The 17,091-nt window shown below is 46.9% G+C and carries 13 protein-coding genes; 4 read left to right on the top strand and 9 right to left on the bottom strand.

The genetic code is table 11. The annotated features are described in order from the left end of the window. The first annotated feature begins 23 nt into the window (after positions 1–23). Both WIG73_RS10170 and WIG73_RS10165 read left to right on the top strand, forming a co-directional pair. Complete coding sequence (locus WIG73_RS10170; protein WP_337400434.1) at positions 24–695, top strand: response regulator transcription factor; 672 nt, start codon at positions 24–26, stop codon at positions 693–695. Position 696: 1 nt separating this feature from the next. Further along, a complete protein-coding gene (locus WIG73_RS10165; RefSeq protein WP_177679287.1) occupies positions 697–2,328 on the top strand; it encodes an ATP-binding protein in 1,632 nt (543 codons plus the stop codon). A 75-nt stretch (positions 2,329–2,403) separates the two neighbouring features. Here the strand turns inward: WIG73_RS10165 and WIG73_RS10160 are convergent, their stop codons facing one another. The 7 genes from WIG73_RS10160 to WIG73_RS10130 form a co-directional block, all read right to left on the bottom strand. Continuing rightward, positions 2,404–3,852 carry a DUF4179 domain-containing protein gene (locus WIG73_RS10160; RefSeq protein ID WP_337400433.1) on the bottom strand — a complete coding sequence of 483 codons (1,449 nt, stop codon included), beginning with the start codon at positions 3,850–3,852 and terminating at the stop codon, positions 2,404–2,406. Beyond that, positions 3,845–4,381, bottom strand: coding sequence for an RNA polymerase sigma factor (locus WIG73_RS10155; RefSeq protein WP_337400432.1), 537 nt, complete (start codon positions 4,379–4,381; stop codon positions 3,845–3,847). Before WIG73_RS10155 ends, WIG73_RS10160 begins: the two co-directional genes overlap by 8 nt. A 117-nt stretch (positions 4,382–4,498) precedes the next feature. Then, complete coding sequence (locus tag WIG73_RS10150) at positions 4,499–6,970, bottom strand: stalk domain-containing protein (protein ID WP_337400431.1); 2,472 nt, start codon at positions 6,968–6,970, stop codon at positions 4,499–4,501. A 10-nt stretch (positions 6,971–6,980) separates the two neighbouring features. Continuing rightward, positions 6,981–8,339 carry a PHP domain-containing protein gene (locus tag WIG73_RS10145; RefSeq protein WP_337400430.1) on the bottom strand — a complete coding sequence of 453 codons (1,359 nt, stop codon included), beginning with the start codon at positions 8,337–8,339 and terminating at the stop codon, positions 6,981–6,983. Between the two features lie 40 nt (positions 8,340–8,379). After that, complete coding sequence (locus tag WIG73_RS10140; RefSeq protein WP_337400429.1) at positions 8,380–9,243, bottom strand: aldose 1-epimerase family protein; 864 nt, start codon at positions 9,241–9,243, stop codon at positions 8,380–8,382. 134 nt (positions 9,244–9,377) lie between these two features. Continuing rightward, positions 9,378–9,923: a stage V sporulation protein T gene (spoVT, locus tag WIG73_RS10135; protein ID WP_177679400.1), complete on the bottom strand. Its 546-nt coding sequence runs from the start codon at positions 9,921–9,923 to the stop codon at positions 9,378–9,380. 156 nt (positions 9,924–10,079) lie between these two features. Continuing rightward, positions 10,080–10,889 (bottom strand): AraC family transcriptional regulator, encoded by an 810-nt coding sequence (locus WIG73_RS10130; RefSeq protein ID WP_337400428.1) that lies wholly within the window; start codon positions 10,887–10,889, stop codon positions 10,080–10,082. A gap of 143 nt (positions 10,890–11,032) precedes the next feature. Between WIG73_RS10130 and WIG73_RS10125 the strand changes: the two genes are divergently transcribed. Next, on the top strand, positions 11,033–13,012 hold the full coding sequence (locus WIG73_RS10125; protein ID WP_337400427.1) for a glycosyl hydrolase 115 family protein: 1,980 nt from the start codon (positions 11,033–11,035) through the stop codon (positions 13,010–13,012). A 66-nt stretch (positions 13,013–13,078) separates the two neighbouring features. On the opposite strand, the gene WIG73_RS10120 is transcribed toward WIG73_RS10125, so the two are convergent. Then, positions 13,079–15,118: a YcdB/YcdC domain-containing protein gene (locus WIG73_RS10120; protein WP_337400426.1), complete on the bottom strand. Its 2,040-nt coding sequence runs from the start codon at positions 15,116–15,118 to the stop codon at positions 13,079–13,081. Between the two features lie 210 nt (positions 15,119–15,328). Here WIG73_RS10120 and WIG73_RS10115 point away from each other — a divergent pair, with 210 nt between their 5' ends. Then, positions 15,329–16,642 carry a hypothetical protein gene (locus WIG73_RS10115; protein ID WP_337400425.1) on the top strand — a complete coding sequence of 438 codons (1,314 nt, stop codon included), beginning with the start codon at positions 15,329–15,331 and terminating at the stop codon, positions 16,640–16,642. On the opposite strand, the gene WIG73_RS10110 is transcribed toward WIG73_RS10115, so the two are convergent. After that, positions 16,633–17,091 carry an SLOG family protein gene (locus WIG73_RS10110; RefSeq protein ID WP_337400424.1) on the bottom strand — a complete coding sequence of 153 codons (459 nt, stop codon included), beginning with the start codon at positions 17,089–17,091 and terminating at the stop codon, positions 16,633–16,635. The genes WIG73_RS10115 and WIG73_RS10110 overlap by 10 nt on opposite strands.

The following is a 17,091-nucleotide window of genomic DNA, read 5'->3' as shown; positions in this document are numbered from 1 at the left end:
CAAGCGAAAGGCGGTTTATTGGTATGCAGGATATTTTTTGTGTTGAGGACGACGCCGATATTAAAGAACTGATTGAATATACGTTAAGCTCCTCCGGGTTCCGGGTAACGGGGTTTGACAGCGCAGCCGCCTTTTGGGAAGGAATGAAAACCAAAACTCCCTCGCTGGTGCTGTTAGACATAATGTTGCCCGACGAGGATGGAATGCAGATTTTAAAAAAGCTGAAAGCGAGCGGAAAAACAGCTTCCATTCCTACCATTATGCTCACAGCAAAATCCGGTCAGATTGACAAGATTAAGGCCTTAGACGGCGGTGCGGACGACTATGTTACCAAGCCCTTTGACATTCCCGAGCTGATTTCGCGGATTAACGCAGTGCTCCGCCGCAGCGCAAAAAAGACCACCGCCGGGGTATTAAAGTTAGGAAACATTACAGTGGACAGCAACTCCCGCCGGGTAACGGTGGGTGAAAACGAAGTTACCCTTACATACAAAGAGTTTGAGCTGCTTTCCCAGCTTATTCGTAACAAGGGACTTGTAATGACTCGTGACAAGCTGATGGTCAGTGTTTGGGGCACGGATTTTAAGGGCGAGTCGAGAACGGTGGACGTGCACATTCGTACCCTGCGGCAAAAGCTGGGCGCGGCAGGAAGCTGCATTGAAACCGTGCGGAACGTGGGCTATAAGGTGGACTGACATGTTTCAGAAAATTTATCGCAGCATGTGTCTGCTTACCATTTTAACTCTTTCCCTTGCCACTGTTTTTATGCTGTCAGCGTTTTATGTCTGCCTGACCCAGCAGGTGAAATCTGAGCTTGTAACAGAAACCAGGCTGATTTATGAACTTGCCGACACAGGCGGCGATTTAAGCGGGCATACCTTTGAAAACCAGTTTGCTGTTTTTTCCGCCGGCGGACAAAAAGTTTATGGCTCCGATCTGCCCATTTCCGCTGAAAAGATACGCGCAAACATATTGCACGGCAATAACGACTTTTCTGTTTATTCAACATTTCATTTAGAGAACTTTTCAAAAACTTATTATTGTATGACATACCTTTCTGACGGAAATGTACTTTGCGTTGCCTCCACGCGTCACAACCTGCCTGCACTGTTCGGCGGAATTTTGTTTGTGGCGGTTTTGGCCGCGGTGTTCATTTCCATTGTGGCCGCTAACGTTGCGCGGGCCATTACCAACAACATCATTGCGCCGTTTCGCGAAGCCGCGCTGATGAACTTTGCCGATACGGACACTATGTATGAGGAGATTAAGCCCCTCATTGCAAAACTCACCAACCAGGACACAGAAATTAAGCGCCAGAGCGACAAGGCAAAGTCGCAGAAACTGCAGCTGCAAACCGTTACCTCCAACATGAATGAAGGGCTGGTAATCTTAGACAGCACCGGCAATATTCTTGCCATGAACCGCTGCGCACAGGAGATTTTAAACGCGGACGAACGGGACGTAAAATATAAACCCTTTTTGTCCATTCCAAACAGCGGACAGTTTGAGCAGCACCTAAAAGAGGCCTCACAGGGCAAAAACAACGACGTGCTGTTTGAAGCCGGCGGCAAAACATATCAAATGTTTTTCACGCCGGTTTTTGAGCAAAATATTGTCTGCGGCATGGTTATTTTGATGTTCGACGTAAGTGAGAAACACCGTTCGGAGCAAATACGCCGGGAGTTTTCGGCTAACGTGTCCCACGAATTGAAAACGCCTTTAACCACCATTTTCGGCTATTCCCAAATCATTACCAACGGCATTGCCAAGCCGGAGGACGTGAAAGGCTTTGCCGCAAAAATTGAAAAGGAAAGTGCGCGGCTGATAACGCTAATCGACGATATTATTGCTCTCTCTAACTTAGAGGAAAACGGCCCGGCAGCGCAAAAGGAAAACGTTTCGCTGAAAGCCGTAGCCGCAGAAGTATTAGAGTCCCTTGAGGCACAGGCCGCAAAACGAGACATTTTACTTACGCTTGCCGGCGGCGACACCCAGGTGGTTGCCAACCGCAGGCAGATGCACGAGCTGATTTTTAACCTGTGTGACAATGCTTTAAAGTATAACAAGGACGGCGGCTCGGTTACGGTTACGCTTTCCAATAACATGCTGTGCGTAGCCGACACGGGCATTGGAATTCCGCCCGACAGCATTGACCGCCTGTTCGAGCGGTTTTACCGGGTAGACAAGAGTCACTCGAAAAAAGTGAACGGAACGGGGCTGGGGCTTTCCATTGTTAAGCACATTGTGCAGTCCAGCGGCGCTGAAATCTCTGTAAAAAGCACTCTGGGCGAAGGCTCGGCTTTCACAGTGGTGTTTCGGCCGCAATAATAAGCTGAAAAAACGGCATGGTGTCAAAACCAAGCCGTTTTTCAATGCCTCCTGATATTCAATTTGTCTGGTACATTATTTTAAATTCATATCAATGGCGTTATCGTAATCCAGCATGAATTCATATTCTCCGATACCAATCTGCGTAAATTGCTTTTCAAGATTTTCCTTGCTTACCGAGCTTTTTTCAAATGGTACCTTATTTCCACTTTCATCATATTCAGTGTAATATTCATAGATAATCGTATAGGAATTTGTGTTATGATGAACACGCGTTGTTTGAAGACAGCCGTGTTTTTCCAATGACTCAGCCTTATTGCCTTCCTTGTCCAGCAGCTTAAAATCTGGATCAGGTGATGAAAACCCATCTTTAAAGTAATCTATTTCTATTTTGCCATCTGTGATACGTACGTCCGTAACTACCACATTGCCATAACGATTCACTTTAAACGTGAGCGGATATGTGCCGATTGCCTGTGTATTCATTCTTAAAAATTCATATGTATCTTGTTTCATCGGCACGAACTTTAAATACTTGGTATTTATATCTGCTTTTAAAAATTCAATTGCATTTGTAGATTCCGCGCCCTCCGGCGACCCAGTAAAATCCGTATTTAAAATATCCAGGCTCTTCCCGTTTTCATCAAACAGCGCCCAGCCGCTCACAGACGTTGCGCCTGCGCCTTTGCATTTATCCTTTACGATAATCTGATTTCCAAACGGTGAAAATACAACTTTTGAAATTTCGGCTTCGCCTGTTTTCAGGTTATTGTCTTTGTCATAATATGGAACGCTGAATTTTCTATGAATGTTTCTTACAATACTCTTTGTCTTCACGCTCGACTTGTTCGCGGTGGTTGAAACATATAAAAGTTTCGAAATGTCGCTCTCCGTGAGCTGAACGCCGTCGCGGTAAAGATAATCGCCTTCAAATTCGCCGTTAAGCTGTGAACCTTCAACAGAATACATCTCAAATTTAAAAGTTTCAGGAATTTTCATCGAAGCTATATTCAGCTTTAAAACGCCCTTGTAGCTGCCGTCCTCTGATAAATATCCATATTCCTCATTATGATTGCCAAAGTTTGCAACCTGACCATTTATGCGGCATATAAACCACAAATGCTTTTCCCCGTCTTGTTCTGTAAATCCATTGTCTTGTTTCAGCGTATAAAATACGTGCATAAAATTATCATCGGTGGCAAGGTTATCAATCGTCAGGGTATAACCATGATTTGAGGCTGTTATACCTACCTCTTCATTATATCGCGAAAGAGCGTTCATATCTGTTAGCTCCACCGATTTCTCAGACTGAAAATAGGAAATAATGTTTCCTGCCGCAAACACTGTTGTAATACTGACTGCTGTAATACATGCTGCAATTACGACAGTGCGGCGTATTCCTTTTTTTGAGGCATGTTTCATATTGTTGTCCTCCAAATGATCTATTCTATTGATGATTCTGCCTTTCAGCGCAACATCCGGTTCAATTTTTACAAATACCCGCCTTAGGTCATTCTCACGCATAAAAAAATCCTCCCTTTATTAAAATCTCCTTAAGCTTACCGCGTCCGCGTGACAGTCTGGATAAAACTGCCGGAAGCGATATGTTCATAATATCGGCTATCTCCTGAGCTGTATAACCTTCATAATAATGCATATAGATTACAACTCTGTATTTCGGGGACAAAGATAAAACCTCTTCCATGACTCCCCTGTCCTCAGAAGATGTCATATACTGCAATATCTCTTCATTATGAACCACATTTTTCTTCCAGCCCGACTTTAATAGATTTTTACAGATATTAACAGATATTTTTATTAAATATGATTTTGCATGAGCATCGTTTTCAAAATCTGGCCGTTGCTTCATGAGCCGTATGAACGCTTCTGTTACTGCTTCTTCGGCGTCTTCTTTGCTTTTTAGGTAAAGCAGACATACACTGTAAACGGACTTTGCATATTTTTCGTACATGTTCGAAAAATACTGGTTTTCGCCATCGGTCATTTCCTTCGCTCCTTTCCCTTGGGGTGTATTTGCAAATACATATTTCATACAACTTAAGATGCGGAATTATTGCATAAATTTTAAAAATTTTTATATTGATATAAAAATCCGCAACGAAAAAGAGCATATCAGTTCATAAAATGATATGCCCCTTCTCCTTTCTGCCTATTCTATTATAACTGCATCAGGATACGCTTTTACGTCCTTTTTGAGCACTTCTTCCGCTTCTGTTTCTGAAAGGTACATGGTGCCGCCGAAATTGTGCTTAGAGAACACAAATTCGTTTTTATTGTAAAAAACCTTTGCCTCGCCTGCGTCTGCGTCCCAGCTTACTGCGGCACCAACCACTTCCGCAAAAGCGCGGAGCGGAATATAGGCGGTTTCGTCCTCTGTTATCAACATGGGGACGGCAAGTTCTAACAGCTGATCACCAAGCTTTACAGCGGTGGTGCTGAAAACCTCTGATACGTCCACCTCTTGGGCGCCGTTTACCGTGAGTATATTACCGTGTCTGCCCAAAGCGTTAATTTTCTCTGAGAAAGTATATTTTTTCCAGCTCAAGCAGTTGGCTGAAACGAACAAATCGCGTCCGTCTGCGCAGTAGAACACGTTGCCGATTGCGTCCACATACGCCGGGGGCACAGCCTCTGGCTGTAAGAATTCTTCCCCGCCTACCGACAAAAACAGTCTGCCGTTTTTCATATATGCAGCAAGGTTTCCTAAATTTCCAACGGGCATTTCAGTAAGGGCAGACTTATTCCAGGTCACAAAATCCTCCGACTCGAAAATTGTTCCTGCATTTACATAAAATTTCCCGTTTGCATAGGACATATCTGTAGCATAACTGTCGAACCGGTGGCTCAGCTTTATGTTAAAGCTTTCATCTAACAGGTACACATCCCGGTAGAACTCGCGCACGTTGTAGTAGGGCGTGCCGTCGTACAGGCAGGATTTGGCAACATACCCGGCCGGTGTGTATAAAAACCGCATTTCGCCCACCCGGCCGTGAAACTGGCGTTTCGTAGTTTCCGTCATGCCTGTGTTTTTAAAAGTTCGACCGTCTTGGGTTTTCAGCAGATTGCCGTCAGCCCATTTTAATGTTTCGTTTCCTGTAAACGATGTATTCTTTACATTATATAGGCATGAATCGTCATAGGTTTTCACAGGGCTTGGCGTATCGCTGACAACAAAGGCGTTTTCCATCCCGCCGTAGTGGTTGGTGGTGAGCACCACGGTGAGTGTAAATTTCGTGCTCACTCCAGCGGGAAGCTTCACACAGGCCAGACAGTCGCTCTCTTTTACAGCCGTTGCCCCCTTGGTAACAGGGTATGGCTGTAAAACGTCCCCATTTTCGTCCCGCAGAATAATTAAATTGTTGGACATGGTGTTAAGCTTATACAAAAAATATTTGTCCTCTTTTCCCTGGTTGTCAATGGTGATGTGATAGTTTTGAAACACGCCGTAATTGCCCAAATTGGGACAGAGGCTTTCGTCAACCGAGCCGGAAAGCGGGAAGTTTGGAACATATTGATTTTTTGTAAAGCCGCAAATTCTGCCGGGATATTGGGTGGTATCTGCATGCTCCGAGTCGAAGCGCCACACGTTGTTCTGCTGGGAGGCCGGCACATTTTTCCCGTAGTAGCTAAGCTTTTTGGGGTCTTCATAACGAAATTTTAAAAGCGAAGACTCCGCCGCGTTATATTTATTCCACGGGTCGGCCCTGGGGTTTAGGTTGGTGAACCAGTTCGTCACCGTATTGCCTTCATAGGCATATTGATTTACAATTGTCACAGGAAGCTTTGTCCCGTCGGTGAACGAGTCGTCAATCACAAAATTGAGGTTTGCGTCCACCTGATTTTTTGCGTCTGCAATTCCCTTGTGCTGGTTTTCCCGCACATAGGAGCCGAAGGCCGCGTCCTTTACAAAATTGCTCCTGTCTGAAAGTACGCCGGTAGACCGCAGAGCCGCAATGTTCACATCTGCCATACCAGACACAATTTCAAAGTCTGCCATCATGTGCACCACGCGGCAGAAGGGCACCTCGCGGTAGTTGGGAATGAACCTGCTCAGCCACACCGCTTCACCCTTTTCCACCGTAACCGTGGTTTCGTGAAAGGACACAGGCTGGTAGCTTTTGCCTGAGTCCAGCTGTGAAACGGGCGTTTTTAAATAGCTTGCCCAGGCTGTGAAGCACCCTAAGTCCTCCTCTGCGGTATATGCGTTTCCGTTTAAATAATATTTTTTTTGCTCCGGCACCTCAAACCCAACTGATGTAAGGCGAAGCTCTGTGTCCTCCTTAGCGCGGACAAGTACGTCCACCTCAATGTCGAATCCCTGTGTGCCAAATCCTGTTCCGTTTGCTTTTGGCAATTCCGTTCTGTTCACTAAAGAAATGAACATGGTATATTGGTCAGGGCCCAAATTCTCATTATTCATTAAAAACTTTGGATTTGGGTTAGAGTTATCCGCCAGATTTTCACTCCGAATCCATTCCGGGTTGTTGCAGTAAATATATTTTCCATTCTCATTGGCGGCAAACTCTAAGACAGGAGCGTCTGCGCCCGGTTCTTCCGCGCCGGCGGAAAGGGATGGAAACAAAAACAAAACTGCAAGGAAAAGTGCCGTTATTTTTTTCATGAAATACTCCTTATCTGCCGAAGAATTGTTGTTCAAAGGAGGCAACGCGTGCCTCCTGCGCCTCTGCCAAAGCGTTTATGTTTTCACCGCACACCAGCCCTAAAATTGCGGTTCCCGCCGCCTGGCAAAGCCGGTTGTGAACCGGGAAATAGTTTTGCAGGAGGAACTGGGCATATTTCACCAGCCGAAACGGACCATAAACCCTTGTGCTTTCGCCGGGCAGGTGCTCTGCTGCAACGCTGTAGCCCGACGCAACTGCACCTAACACGTCGCCGTTTTGAACAAATGCAATGGTAGACGCATTTTTAAAATGCGTCCGTGCGTCTAAAACCGAGTGGCTGTCGGTTGAGCCGACCACCGGAACCTCTGTTCCCTCTGCCCGCAGCTCGCTGTAAAGTGCGGTTTGCAGGTTGTTGTCCTCCGGCCCGCAACCGCCCAGCACTTCATAGGCGTCACAGAGGCCGTTTTTTAAAATTGCTCTCGTCATTTTTGTTTCCGTGTGATAGTGGTGAGAAACCTGCCAGTAGGGGTGGGGATAAATAGCAAACCCGCCGCTTTTTTTAATTTCCCGGTAAAGCCAAACTCGGTTTAAATATTCGCGCCTGTCCAAGCCCTTTGGCACTTCCACTTCTTCCGCCAGTGCCTGGGCCTCTTTTTCCACCCGCTGGGGATCGTTTAAATAGATATCGTTCACGCTGTAGGTTCCGCCAACGTTCACCATGTGGAAATAGCCCGCATAGCCGTTGTGCACCTCTTCGCCCATGAATATTTGAAAATCCGTTTGAAACTGAAACTTATCTATTGCATTTTTTGCCGTGCCGAAAACGTTGTGGTCGGTTATGGCAATGAAGTCATAGCCTGCGGCGCGGTATTCGGCCGCAACCATTTCAGGCGTTTCCTTCCCATCGGATATCGACGTGTGAATGTGCAAATCGCCCCTCAGCGCCCGCCGGCCAAGCAGGTCGGGCTTCAAAGAATAGACGGAGAGGTATACGCCCTGCTCCGGGGCTTTCATCAAGCTGTCCCAATAGGGGCGGTAGGGTTCATAAAGCGGGTTTAAATGCGGCCCATATCCGACTGTAGAAATGTGAATTTTCCACTCCTGCTCGCCCGAAAAGAAATAGCGCAGTTTTAAAATGCCGTGTTCCGGCCTGGCCTGAACGGATTTTCTGTTCAGGTCGAACCCACACAGCGACATGGCCTGATCCATGGGGACGTCGCTTTCCTCCATGGGAATAAACTCCACGTCGTAGGTCACGTCGTCGAAAAACTGGAAACAGCCGTCTTGACTTGTAATTTGAATTTCGCTTTCGCAGTCCGCCTGCACCACCGATGGCGCAACAGTGAATTTAACAAGCTCCGGTTTCATTTTCAAATGCCTCCCTGTTGTTTTTATTTAATCGTTCAATTTATTCCTCAAAGGTTATGGTGTGAACTGCCGTGTAAGTTTCACCAGCCGGCAGGGGGATAATTCCCTCTTTGTTTGCAAAATCGAAATCTGCGTCCACCCCGTCGGGAATGCCGCACCAAGGCTCTAAGCAGATATATCGTCCCGTGGGCTTGGTCCACAGCAGGAAAAAGTCATGCCCTGGAAAGGAAACTGTAACTTTTTTTGCTGAATTTTTATGAACCAGTGTCACTTTTCTTGACTGCAGGCTTTTAAACACCAACGCATCTACCTGAAAATAATCATACTTTAAGGGGAACTCCGTGCCGTTTTCCATAACGCGGATAAAATTTTTCTCCAACAGGTTTCCGTCTAAAATGTAGCTGTCTAAGGTTTCGTTTTTTTCAAACACCACGCTGTAATTTTCAATGCCGTCCGGGCAGGCATATGCCTCGTGGGCACCTACGCTGAAATACATGGTTTTACCGTTTTCGTTTTCAACCTTGTAGGAAACGGCGAGACTGTTTCCTGTCAGCTCAAAAATTACACGGAAAGCAAAAGAATAGGGATATTCCTTTTTCGTTTCTTCGTCTGCGCAAAACACCAGCTCGGCCTTAGCGTCTTCCGCCGTAACAACGGTAAAGGTTTTATTTTTGATAAAACCGTGCTTGAACATGGTATATTCCCTGCCCTCCAGCACATATTTGTCCTCCTTCAGGCCGCCGCAGATGGGAAACAGAATAGGGGCCCTGCCGCTCCAGACCGCTTCGTCCCCATTCCACAAAAATTCTGTGCCTCCCGCGCCCTTAACGCGCTGGATTTCCGCACCCAGGGTGCTGATGTCCACCGTTAAAAATTCGTTTTTGATTGTTACTTGTTCTGCCATGTGCAAATCCTCCTGTTGTGGTTTGTCATCGTAAAATGTTAAAAACAGTTTAACATAAATTGGTTTTAAAATCAAGTGGTTTGGCGCAGAAGAAAAGCCCGGAGTGAAATCTCCGGGCTTTTCTTTCTATTTGATTACTGCTCAATATGCCGTCCTAAAAATCCTGCTGCGGAAAGCGCAAGTTTTTCTTCAATCTCGCCCATTTTCGGAGCCTGCTCGTTTGAAAAGAACACCACTGAGCCAATGGTGTCGCCCTCGGACACAATGGGGGCCACAATGCCCGCGTTATATTTTTCGCTGCCCTCTATAACGGGAACGGTTTTGTTTTCCTGTCCCCGGCAGATGAAGGTGGTTTTCTCCTCCATGAGCTTTTCAATGTCGGTGCTTACTTTCTTGTCGGAAAGCTCGCGCTTGGGCACGCCGGAAACGGCAATAACGCTGTCCATGTCAGTAATGCAGATGGGAAAACCGCTTGTTTTCGCCAACGTTTCCGCATAGTCACCCGCAAACTCGCCAAGCTCTCCCACAGGAGAATATTTTTTAAATATAACTTCGCCGTCCTTGCCCGTGTAGATTTCTAAAGGTGCGCCTTCTCTGATGCGGAGTGTCCTGCGGATTTCTTTCGGAATAACTACGCGTCCCAAGTCGTCTATTCTTCTGACTATTCCCGTCGCTTTCATATTTTTAAAAATCTCCTTTTTTAACGTTTTGTTACAATCCTATTATTTGTATGCTGCTTAAAAATATCCAAAGAAAACTTTATTTTGTAAAAAAAGTTAAAAAAGTCCGTGCCTCCGGCTCACCGCGGCAAAAATAGATAATTTTCCAAAAATTTTTCAGCCGCCGCTTCTTCGGTTTGCACATGTGCCAAAAAATTTTTTATATTCCCGGCAAAAAAACGAGAGGTTCTCAATCCCTACCGCTTGGGCCGCCTGGGTGACAGAAAACTCGCCGCTTGTCAGCATGTCGTTCGCCTTTTGCATACGCACCGCGTTGCGGTATGCAATGGGGCTTTGGCCCATGCATTTTAAAAACAGCTTCCGAAACCCGCTTTCGCACATGTGCACCATGGCGGCATATTCCGCAGCTTTCCTGTTTTCGTAAAAATGCAGCGTCAGGTCGTCAATGGCGGGCTTTAAACGCTGATAGTCCCTTTGGTTCTGCTCCCATTCCGCACTGTTTAAAAAGCTGCGCTTTAAATGATATAACAGCAGATAGAACTGGGAGGTTAAAAAAAGGGAACGTGCCTGGGGCTCAATGTCCTCACAGGAAAGCACCGAGGTGATAACTCTGTTCACCTCCCCGTCCGCCGCTGCGTTGGGATAAAGCTTGGGACGGTTATGAAAAAAAGCCGTCTGTCCCGCCGCCTGCATTTGCACGCTGATGATTCTGTTGCGGCCCTCTAAATAGGTGCAGATGTTTTTTGCGCCGCGGGGAAAGAACACGCAGTCGCCCTTTTGGGCTGTGAATCCGTCGCACGCCCGCTTGCCGCAGGGCTGATACAGCAGACTCCCCTCCACCACCACAATCAGCGTGTCCCACAGCCTGCCGCCGGAAAAGCTCACAACGCGGCCCCTCTCACGCTCCACCGCCACCCAGCTTAAATGCTGTATCGGCGCGGTAGTTGAAACCATAAACCGTTCCATTTATCCGCCCTCCTTTTTTATTCATTATATCCCCCATTCCGTTCGCTGTCAAGACGTAGCGAATTGTGCAACTTTTTTCCTGTTTTATTGCTTGACGCAGCCAACAACTGTGATATAATCAAGAAAAAAGGAGGAGAACCATTATGTTTCAGCTAATCGAAAATGGAAAGAGCGCAGAAATTTTTGCCGCAGACGGTGAGGAAAGCTGGGTGTATCTTGCCGCAGAGGATTTGCAAAAAGACCTTTGCCGATTGTCCGGCAAAGAACGCCCGAAACCGCTTGCCTACGGCGTGCCAAAGGCAAACTCAATATTTATCGGCACGGTTTCCAATCCACAGGCGGCAGAAGCGGCAAGAGGTGCAGAACAGCCGACAGGCAAAGAGGGCTATGCCATCACAGTTCAGGAAAATATGATCTATATTTTAGGAACAGACGATTTTGGCACCATGTGGGGCATTTACACCTTTTGCGAGGAGATTTTAAACATTCCGCCCTGCTATTTATTTGACGGCGTTCTGCCCGATGTGCGGCAGAATTTGGCCGTTCCGGCACAAATCATTTCCGGCAGACCAAAAAGCTTTGGCTTCCGCGGTTTCTTTTTAAACGACGAAGACTTATTAACAGAGTGGATGGAAAATGGCGGAATACGGGATATCGACTATCCGTTCTACGGCCAGGTCATTCATCCGCAGGCAATGGAAATGGTGGCGGAAACCGCTCTGCGGCTTAAGATGAATCTGATCATTCCCTCCTCTTTCGTGGACATTTGTAATCCGGCAGAAGAAACGCTGGTTGCAATTTGCGCTCGCCGCGGGCTTTATGTTTCCCAGCACCACATTGAACCTATGGGCGTTTCTTACTTTACCTTTCAAAACTATTTGAAAGCCCGCGGTGAGAAGTGCGAAATTTCGTTCATCTCAAACCGGAAAAAAATGTTTGAAATTTGGCGGCACTATGCGCAAAAATGGGCTAAATATCCCCGTGTTATCTGGCAGCTTGGACTTAGGGGAAAGGCAGACCGCCCGGTGTGGCACGCCGACAGGCTGGTAGGCAGCACGCCAAAGGAGCGCGGCAGCCTGATTTCCGACGCGATTCATGCCCAATATGAGCTGGTGAAAGACGTTTTGGGCACGGAAAACTTTTATTCCACTGCTACCCTGTGGATGGAGGGGGCGGATTTGTTTAACCAGGGCTTTTTAACCATTCCCCAAAAGACGACCATCATTTTTTCTGATATTGGGTATAACCAGTTGTGGTCGGACGATTTTTGGCGGGTTAAGCGGGAAAAAGGCCGAAGTTACGGTGTATATTACCATGTGCAGTTTTGGAACTGGGGCCCCCACTTAACCGAGGGCACGCAACCGGAAAAAATGCGTTATTGCCTTGAAACAGCCCTTCAATCCGCCTGTGGGGACTATGCCATTTTAAACATTTCGAACATCAGAGAATTTACCATGTCGGCCTTCGGATTTTCAAAAATGGCATGGGATATAAGCAGTGCAACCGACACCGTTTTACAATATTGCACGCAGCTTTACGGCGGTGCGGCAGAAACGGTTTGCACATTTTACCGGCGCTATTTCAACGCCTTTGCAGAAGGGAGCGGCGAGCTTTTGCGCTGGTATTGCGATAGAAACAATTTTAACTATCACGAATATGGCCCGCTTCCTTTCCATAACCTCTCGCTTAACGACGGCTTCCTGCGGCGCTTTGCACAGGATTTAATGACAGGCGATGAACATTTTCACGACCCAGGCATGGAAAAGCTGTTTGAAGCCGCGTCTATAGGGTTTAACGAAGTGTATGCCGACGTAAAAAAAGAAAGCGGCGTCAGCGGCGCGGCAAAAGCGCACTTAATCAGCTCTTTAGAACTGCACAGTTATGTTATGCACTGCCTATATGATTATGCAAAAAACGTAAAGCTTGGGACGGATTCTGCAAGGAGGCAAAATAAACAGGAAGCGCGCGTATTCTTAACCCAGGCGGCTAAAAATTTGGAAGACATTTTAACAAAACGTGCCTGTGCTGAAACCGGCGTGTTTTTAAACTGGTATCGCGGGGACAAAAAAATGAACATTCTACAAATGAAGCAAGACGTTTTAACCTATTTAAAAACCATATGACAAACAGCCCGGAAAGCATGTGCTTTCCGGGCTGTTTGCGTGAGGGGTTCCATTTTAAATGGAGTTTTATTTTGTCAGCCAGTTATACATCATCATCACAGCGTCTGCGCGTCTCAGCCCGTTTTCGGGATAAAGCTCTGTTACCTCGCTGTTTACAATTTTATATCCGGCTGCAATTGCCGCATAGCCTCTGTCAGCCTCGCTGACGTCTGTGTAAATGTCTTTAAAAATGCCGGTTTTTTCTGCAACCTCGCCCATGCCAAATAGCTTCACAATGTAACGAATTGCTTCCATTCTGGTAACGTCCTTTTTCGGCGCAATTTCTTCTTTTGTTAAAATACCGGACGAAACTAAGTTTTTATACATATCATGGGTGCCTCGGTCAAACGCTTTGCAGACAAAGGTTAGAAACTCCTCCTGCTTCACAGTTTCTTCCGGGTGGAATTCGTTCTCCTTCGGGTCACCCAGGGCAAGCTCAACTTCTGCCAGCTTTCGAATTGCATTTTCCGCATAGTGGCCTGTGATATCGGTGTAAGCAATTTCAAAATCTTCCTTTTCTTCCATTCTGTAATTTAACGGACGCAGGCTCACCGCGCTGTAGATAGACACATCATCTAATCTGTAGGCAAGCTTCATTTCGCACTGGTTTTCGTTGTAGGTAGGAATGTAGCTTAGGGTAAATTTGTCCTCGCCCAAAATCACGCCATAGGCCTCATCCAATGGTTTCGCCGCGGATTTTGACGGAATGTCCAGCTTCGACCAGGAAAGGTCAAAGGAGGCCAGCTTGCCGTCGCGGTAATGAAAGGAAAAACCGTTGTTGCTGAACGCTACGCCATCGTGCACCCTGGCAAAATAGGTGGTATATTCATTATTTTGTGTGTTTTCCACCATGCCGGCCAAATCGGGATAATATTGCTGAATGAATTTCAGCGCATTTGCTTTATCAATGGCCGGTTTTTCAGCCTTCTCCTCCTCTGTCAGTTCCCGGTAGCTCCAAGGACTGGAGTCAAAGCTGATTACCACGCCATCTTTCGCGTCCACCGTAACGGAGGCATATTTATAATCTTCATCCTCCTTACCGTTGTGGAACGACAGGCGGTAAATATATTCGTCGCGGTAAGACGTAGTTAACGAAACCGCGGTTAGCTTCATTTCGCTGCTAAGCTGAAATTCGGAAACAGCACGGGCTTTTGCTTCTGCCTCCTCTTTGGAAATGAGGCCTTCTACCTCCTGAATATAAGCAATTTCTTCTTCAGAGAGGGAAGGTTTATCGCCGCTGTCGGATATTTCGTCTTTCGTAGCCTCGTTTCTTGAACTTGAACCACCGCCACTGTTTTTGGCAAGCTCGCCGTAAGTTTCAAGATTTCCGGTGAACGCGTTGATATACTTATTTTCGCCTTTTATCATATAAATTAAGCATATCTCATTGTCTGCCGCATCGTCCGCATAATAGGACGGAGCTTTTTCATAGTAATAAAGGTCGTAGGCGATGTCGCTTTTGAACACGTCTTTCGCTTGGTCAAGCGAGATGGGAGTGCCCTCTTCAAAGGTCGCATTTTTGTTCCAGTTGGAGTCTAGCCCCACGGCTTTCCGGGTATCCGCGTTCACCGTAACTGCCGCTGTGTTGTTCACTTTAATGCCGTTGTGCATACGCACATATGTAACGGTAAAGTTTCCGCTGTATTTTGAATAAATAATGTTATCAAACACGGCTTCTTTGGCCACTTGCGGGTTCATGGCCTCTAAAAATGCCTGGGCCGCCTGTTTTCCCTCGTCCCACGTGCAGGCCGGAAGGGGTTTTGATTCGCTGCTGCGGTTATATTCTCCGTAGCCCCACACCAGTCCGTCACCATCTATTTCCACAGATATATTGCCGCTGTCATATTCGCCCCGGCTTTTCCAGGTGATGGAATAGGTTTTTTCGCCGCGGTTTTCCGTTTCAGAACAGTCCTCCATAACATAAGTCTCGTCGTCAATTCCCAGTTTGTCCTTTGCCAGCAAAATTGCATTTTTCATGTTTTCGCTGACCTCGGCGTCTGCAAACACAGCGCCTGAAACCGACAGGCTCATCAGAACCGCCAGCATAAGCGATATTACTTTTTTCATAATCATTTCCCTTTCTGCCAAAATTAGCATGTAGTTTTGTCAATCCTCCCGGGGCAATTATAAATTGCCCCGGTTTATTAATTGTGACGTTCATTTTTGCAAAAAGTTCCCTGCTTTTAAAAATTTTAAAAAAAATTTTACGAAAGGCATTTTCAGTTTCCAAGGTTCATACGTTATTAATAAGCAAACGTAATACATGGAAAGGTGAAAATGATGAAGAGAGAACATATTATTGCCTTTGGCGGCACCTGGTATCACTTTTTTATAAAACCCGCCCAGGGGCTTTGTGTAAGCAAAAAGGCCGATGCCAGATTTACATTTTCGGAGTGTATTCTTCCCGGCGCCTATGACGACTTTTACGCCGCCGCCACGGAGAAACACATCCACGTTGTGTGCCAGGACGCAGCCGGAGCCATTGTATATTTAACCTTCGACGGGGAAACCTGGACCACCCGCCGGCTTTTGGAGAACCGGGATAAAACGCCTGCGTTTAAAAATCTCACGCTAACCCTCATTGGAAATTTTGTAAATTTGTTTTATGTCATTCATTCTAAGGATGACGATATTTTGGTGCACCAACTCTTAGGCGATGCTGCCGGGCAACCCAAGGTGGTGGACTACATTCAAGGCACGGACTTTTCTGTCTGCAGCCATCAAACCAGCGATTTAACCCTGCTCTACCGAAACGGCGAGGAGGTTTACGGCACCAAAAAGTTCCGCTGGTCGCGGAAGGATTTTGACGGGTTTCAGCCCTTAGACTGCGGCTGCAATTTAGAGCACGCCGCAATAACGGCAGATGAAGATGACAACCTGCAAATTGCCGCCTATGCCGCCTTTGACAAGTTTGTAAACATTTTGTTCCTGACAAAAAACACCAACACCGATGAATGCGCCATTTCTGCTGTGCATTTGGTTTCCGGCCAGTCGGAGGGACTTGCGATGTCGGACGTCGGCGGCCGCCTGTCCATCAGCTGGTGTGAAAACGGGCTGGTAATGACCACCGCGCTGTCGGAAAATAACAAGTGGAATGCACCGAAAAAATATATCCGCGGCACCACCCAGGAGAACGTGCTGTACCACATTCAGTCGGACAGCGAAAGCTTTTTCACCTATGGCTACCGCCAGGACGGGAAAATTATGCTCTACTTAACCCGTGACATTTTAGAGCACCCTCCGAAAGAAAAGCCCAGAAGACAGGCGCTTCGGAGCGAAACTCCCAACGGCGGCACGGAAAGTCACCGCAGGCAGAATACCCCCGCCGGCACGGAACACGCCCAGCAGCTGGAATTTAATCCACGGCACGGAACGCCCGGCACAGACTATGTGCGCCGCAGTGTTTACACCGCTGACATGGCGGCTGTGCGAAAGCTTTTAAAGAGCCAGAACGACATTATTGTGGAAATGCTGAAAAAAATAACCGCCCTGGAGCGGGCGGCAATGGGCAAAACAGATTTAGCGGAGGACATGGGTCAAATTGACCGGCTGGCGGCTGAAAACGCTGCGCGCGAAGACGGTCATAAATAAACAACCTCCTTGCCCAGGCTTTCTGCATAGCAGGCAGTGTAATAGGAACCGCCGCGGATTCTTTTTACATATGCAATCACAAAGTCAGAATTGTCTACCATAAAGCGGTTGCGCTTCTGCATGCAGCCCCTCTGGTAGCGTTCCGATACATACGTAACCTTGTCGGCACGGGCCAATATATATTCATAAACATTTCTGTCAAACTCCTCCCAACGTTCCGACTGGCCCCTGTGGGGCGCGTCGATAAAGAGCTTGAGTTGCGGATGTCTTTCCTTTAATTTAATTACGCTCAAAGCCGACATCGTGTCAAAGCCTAAGGCGCCACCGTTTCTAAAAACGGTGACGCCTTTTGCCGTTGCTTCTGTAAGTTTTTCCATCAGGATTGGATAAATCCGCTGTTGCTCCTCCATGCTCATTGCCCGGTGGCCTGTGAAACAGCAGGAACCCAT

It is taken from the genome of Congzhengia sp., assembly GCF_037235575.1.
GTDB lineage: Bacteria > Bacillota > Clostridia > UBA1381 > UBA9506 > Congzhengia > Congzhengia minquanensis.
This window is presented reverse-complemented; position numbering and strand designations above follow the sequence as displayed.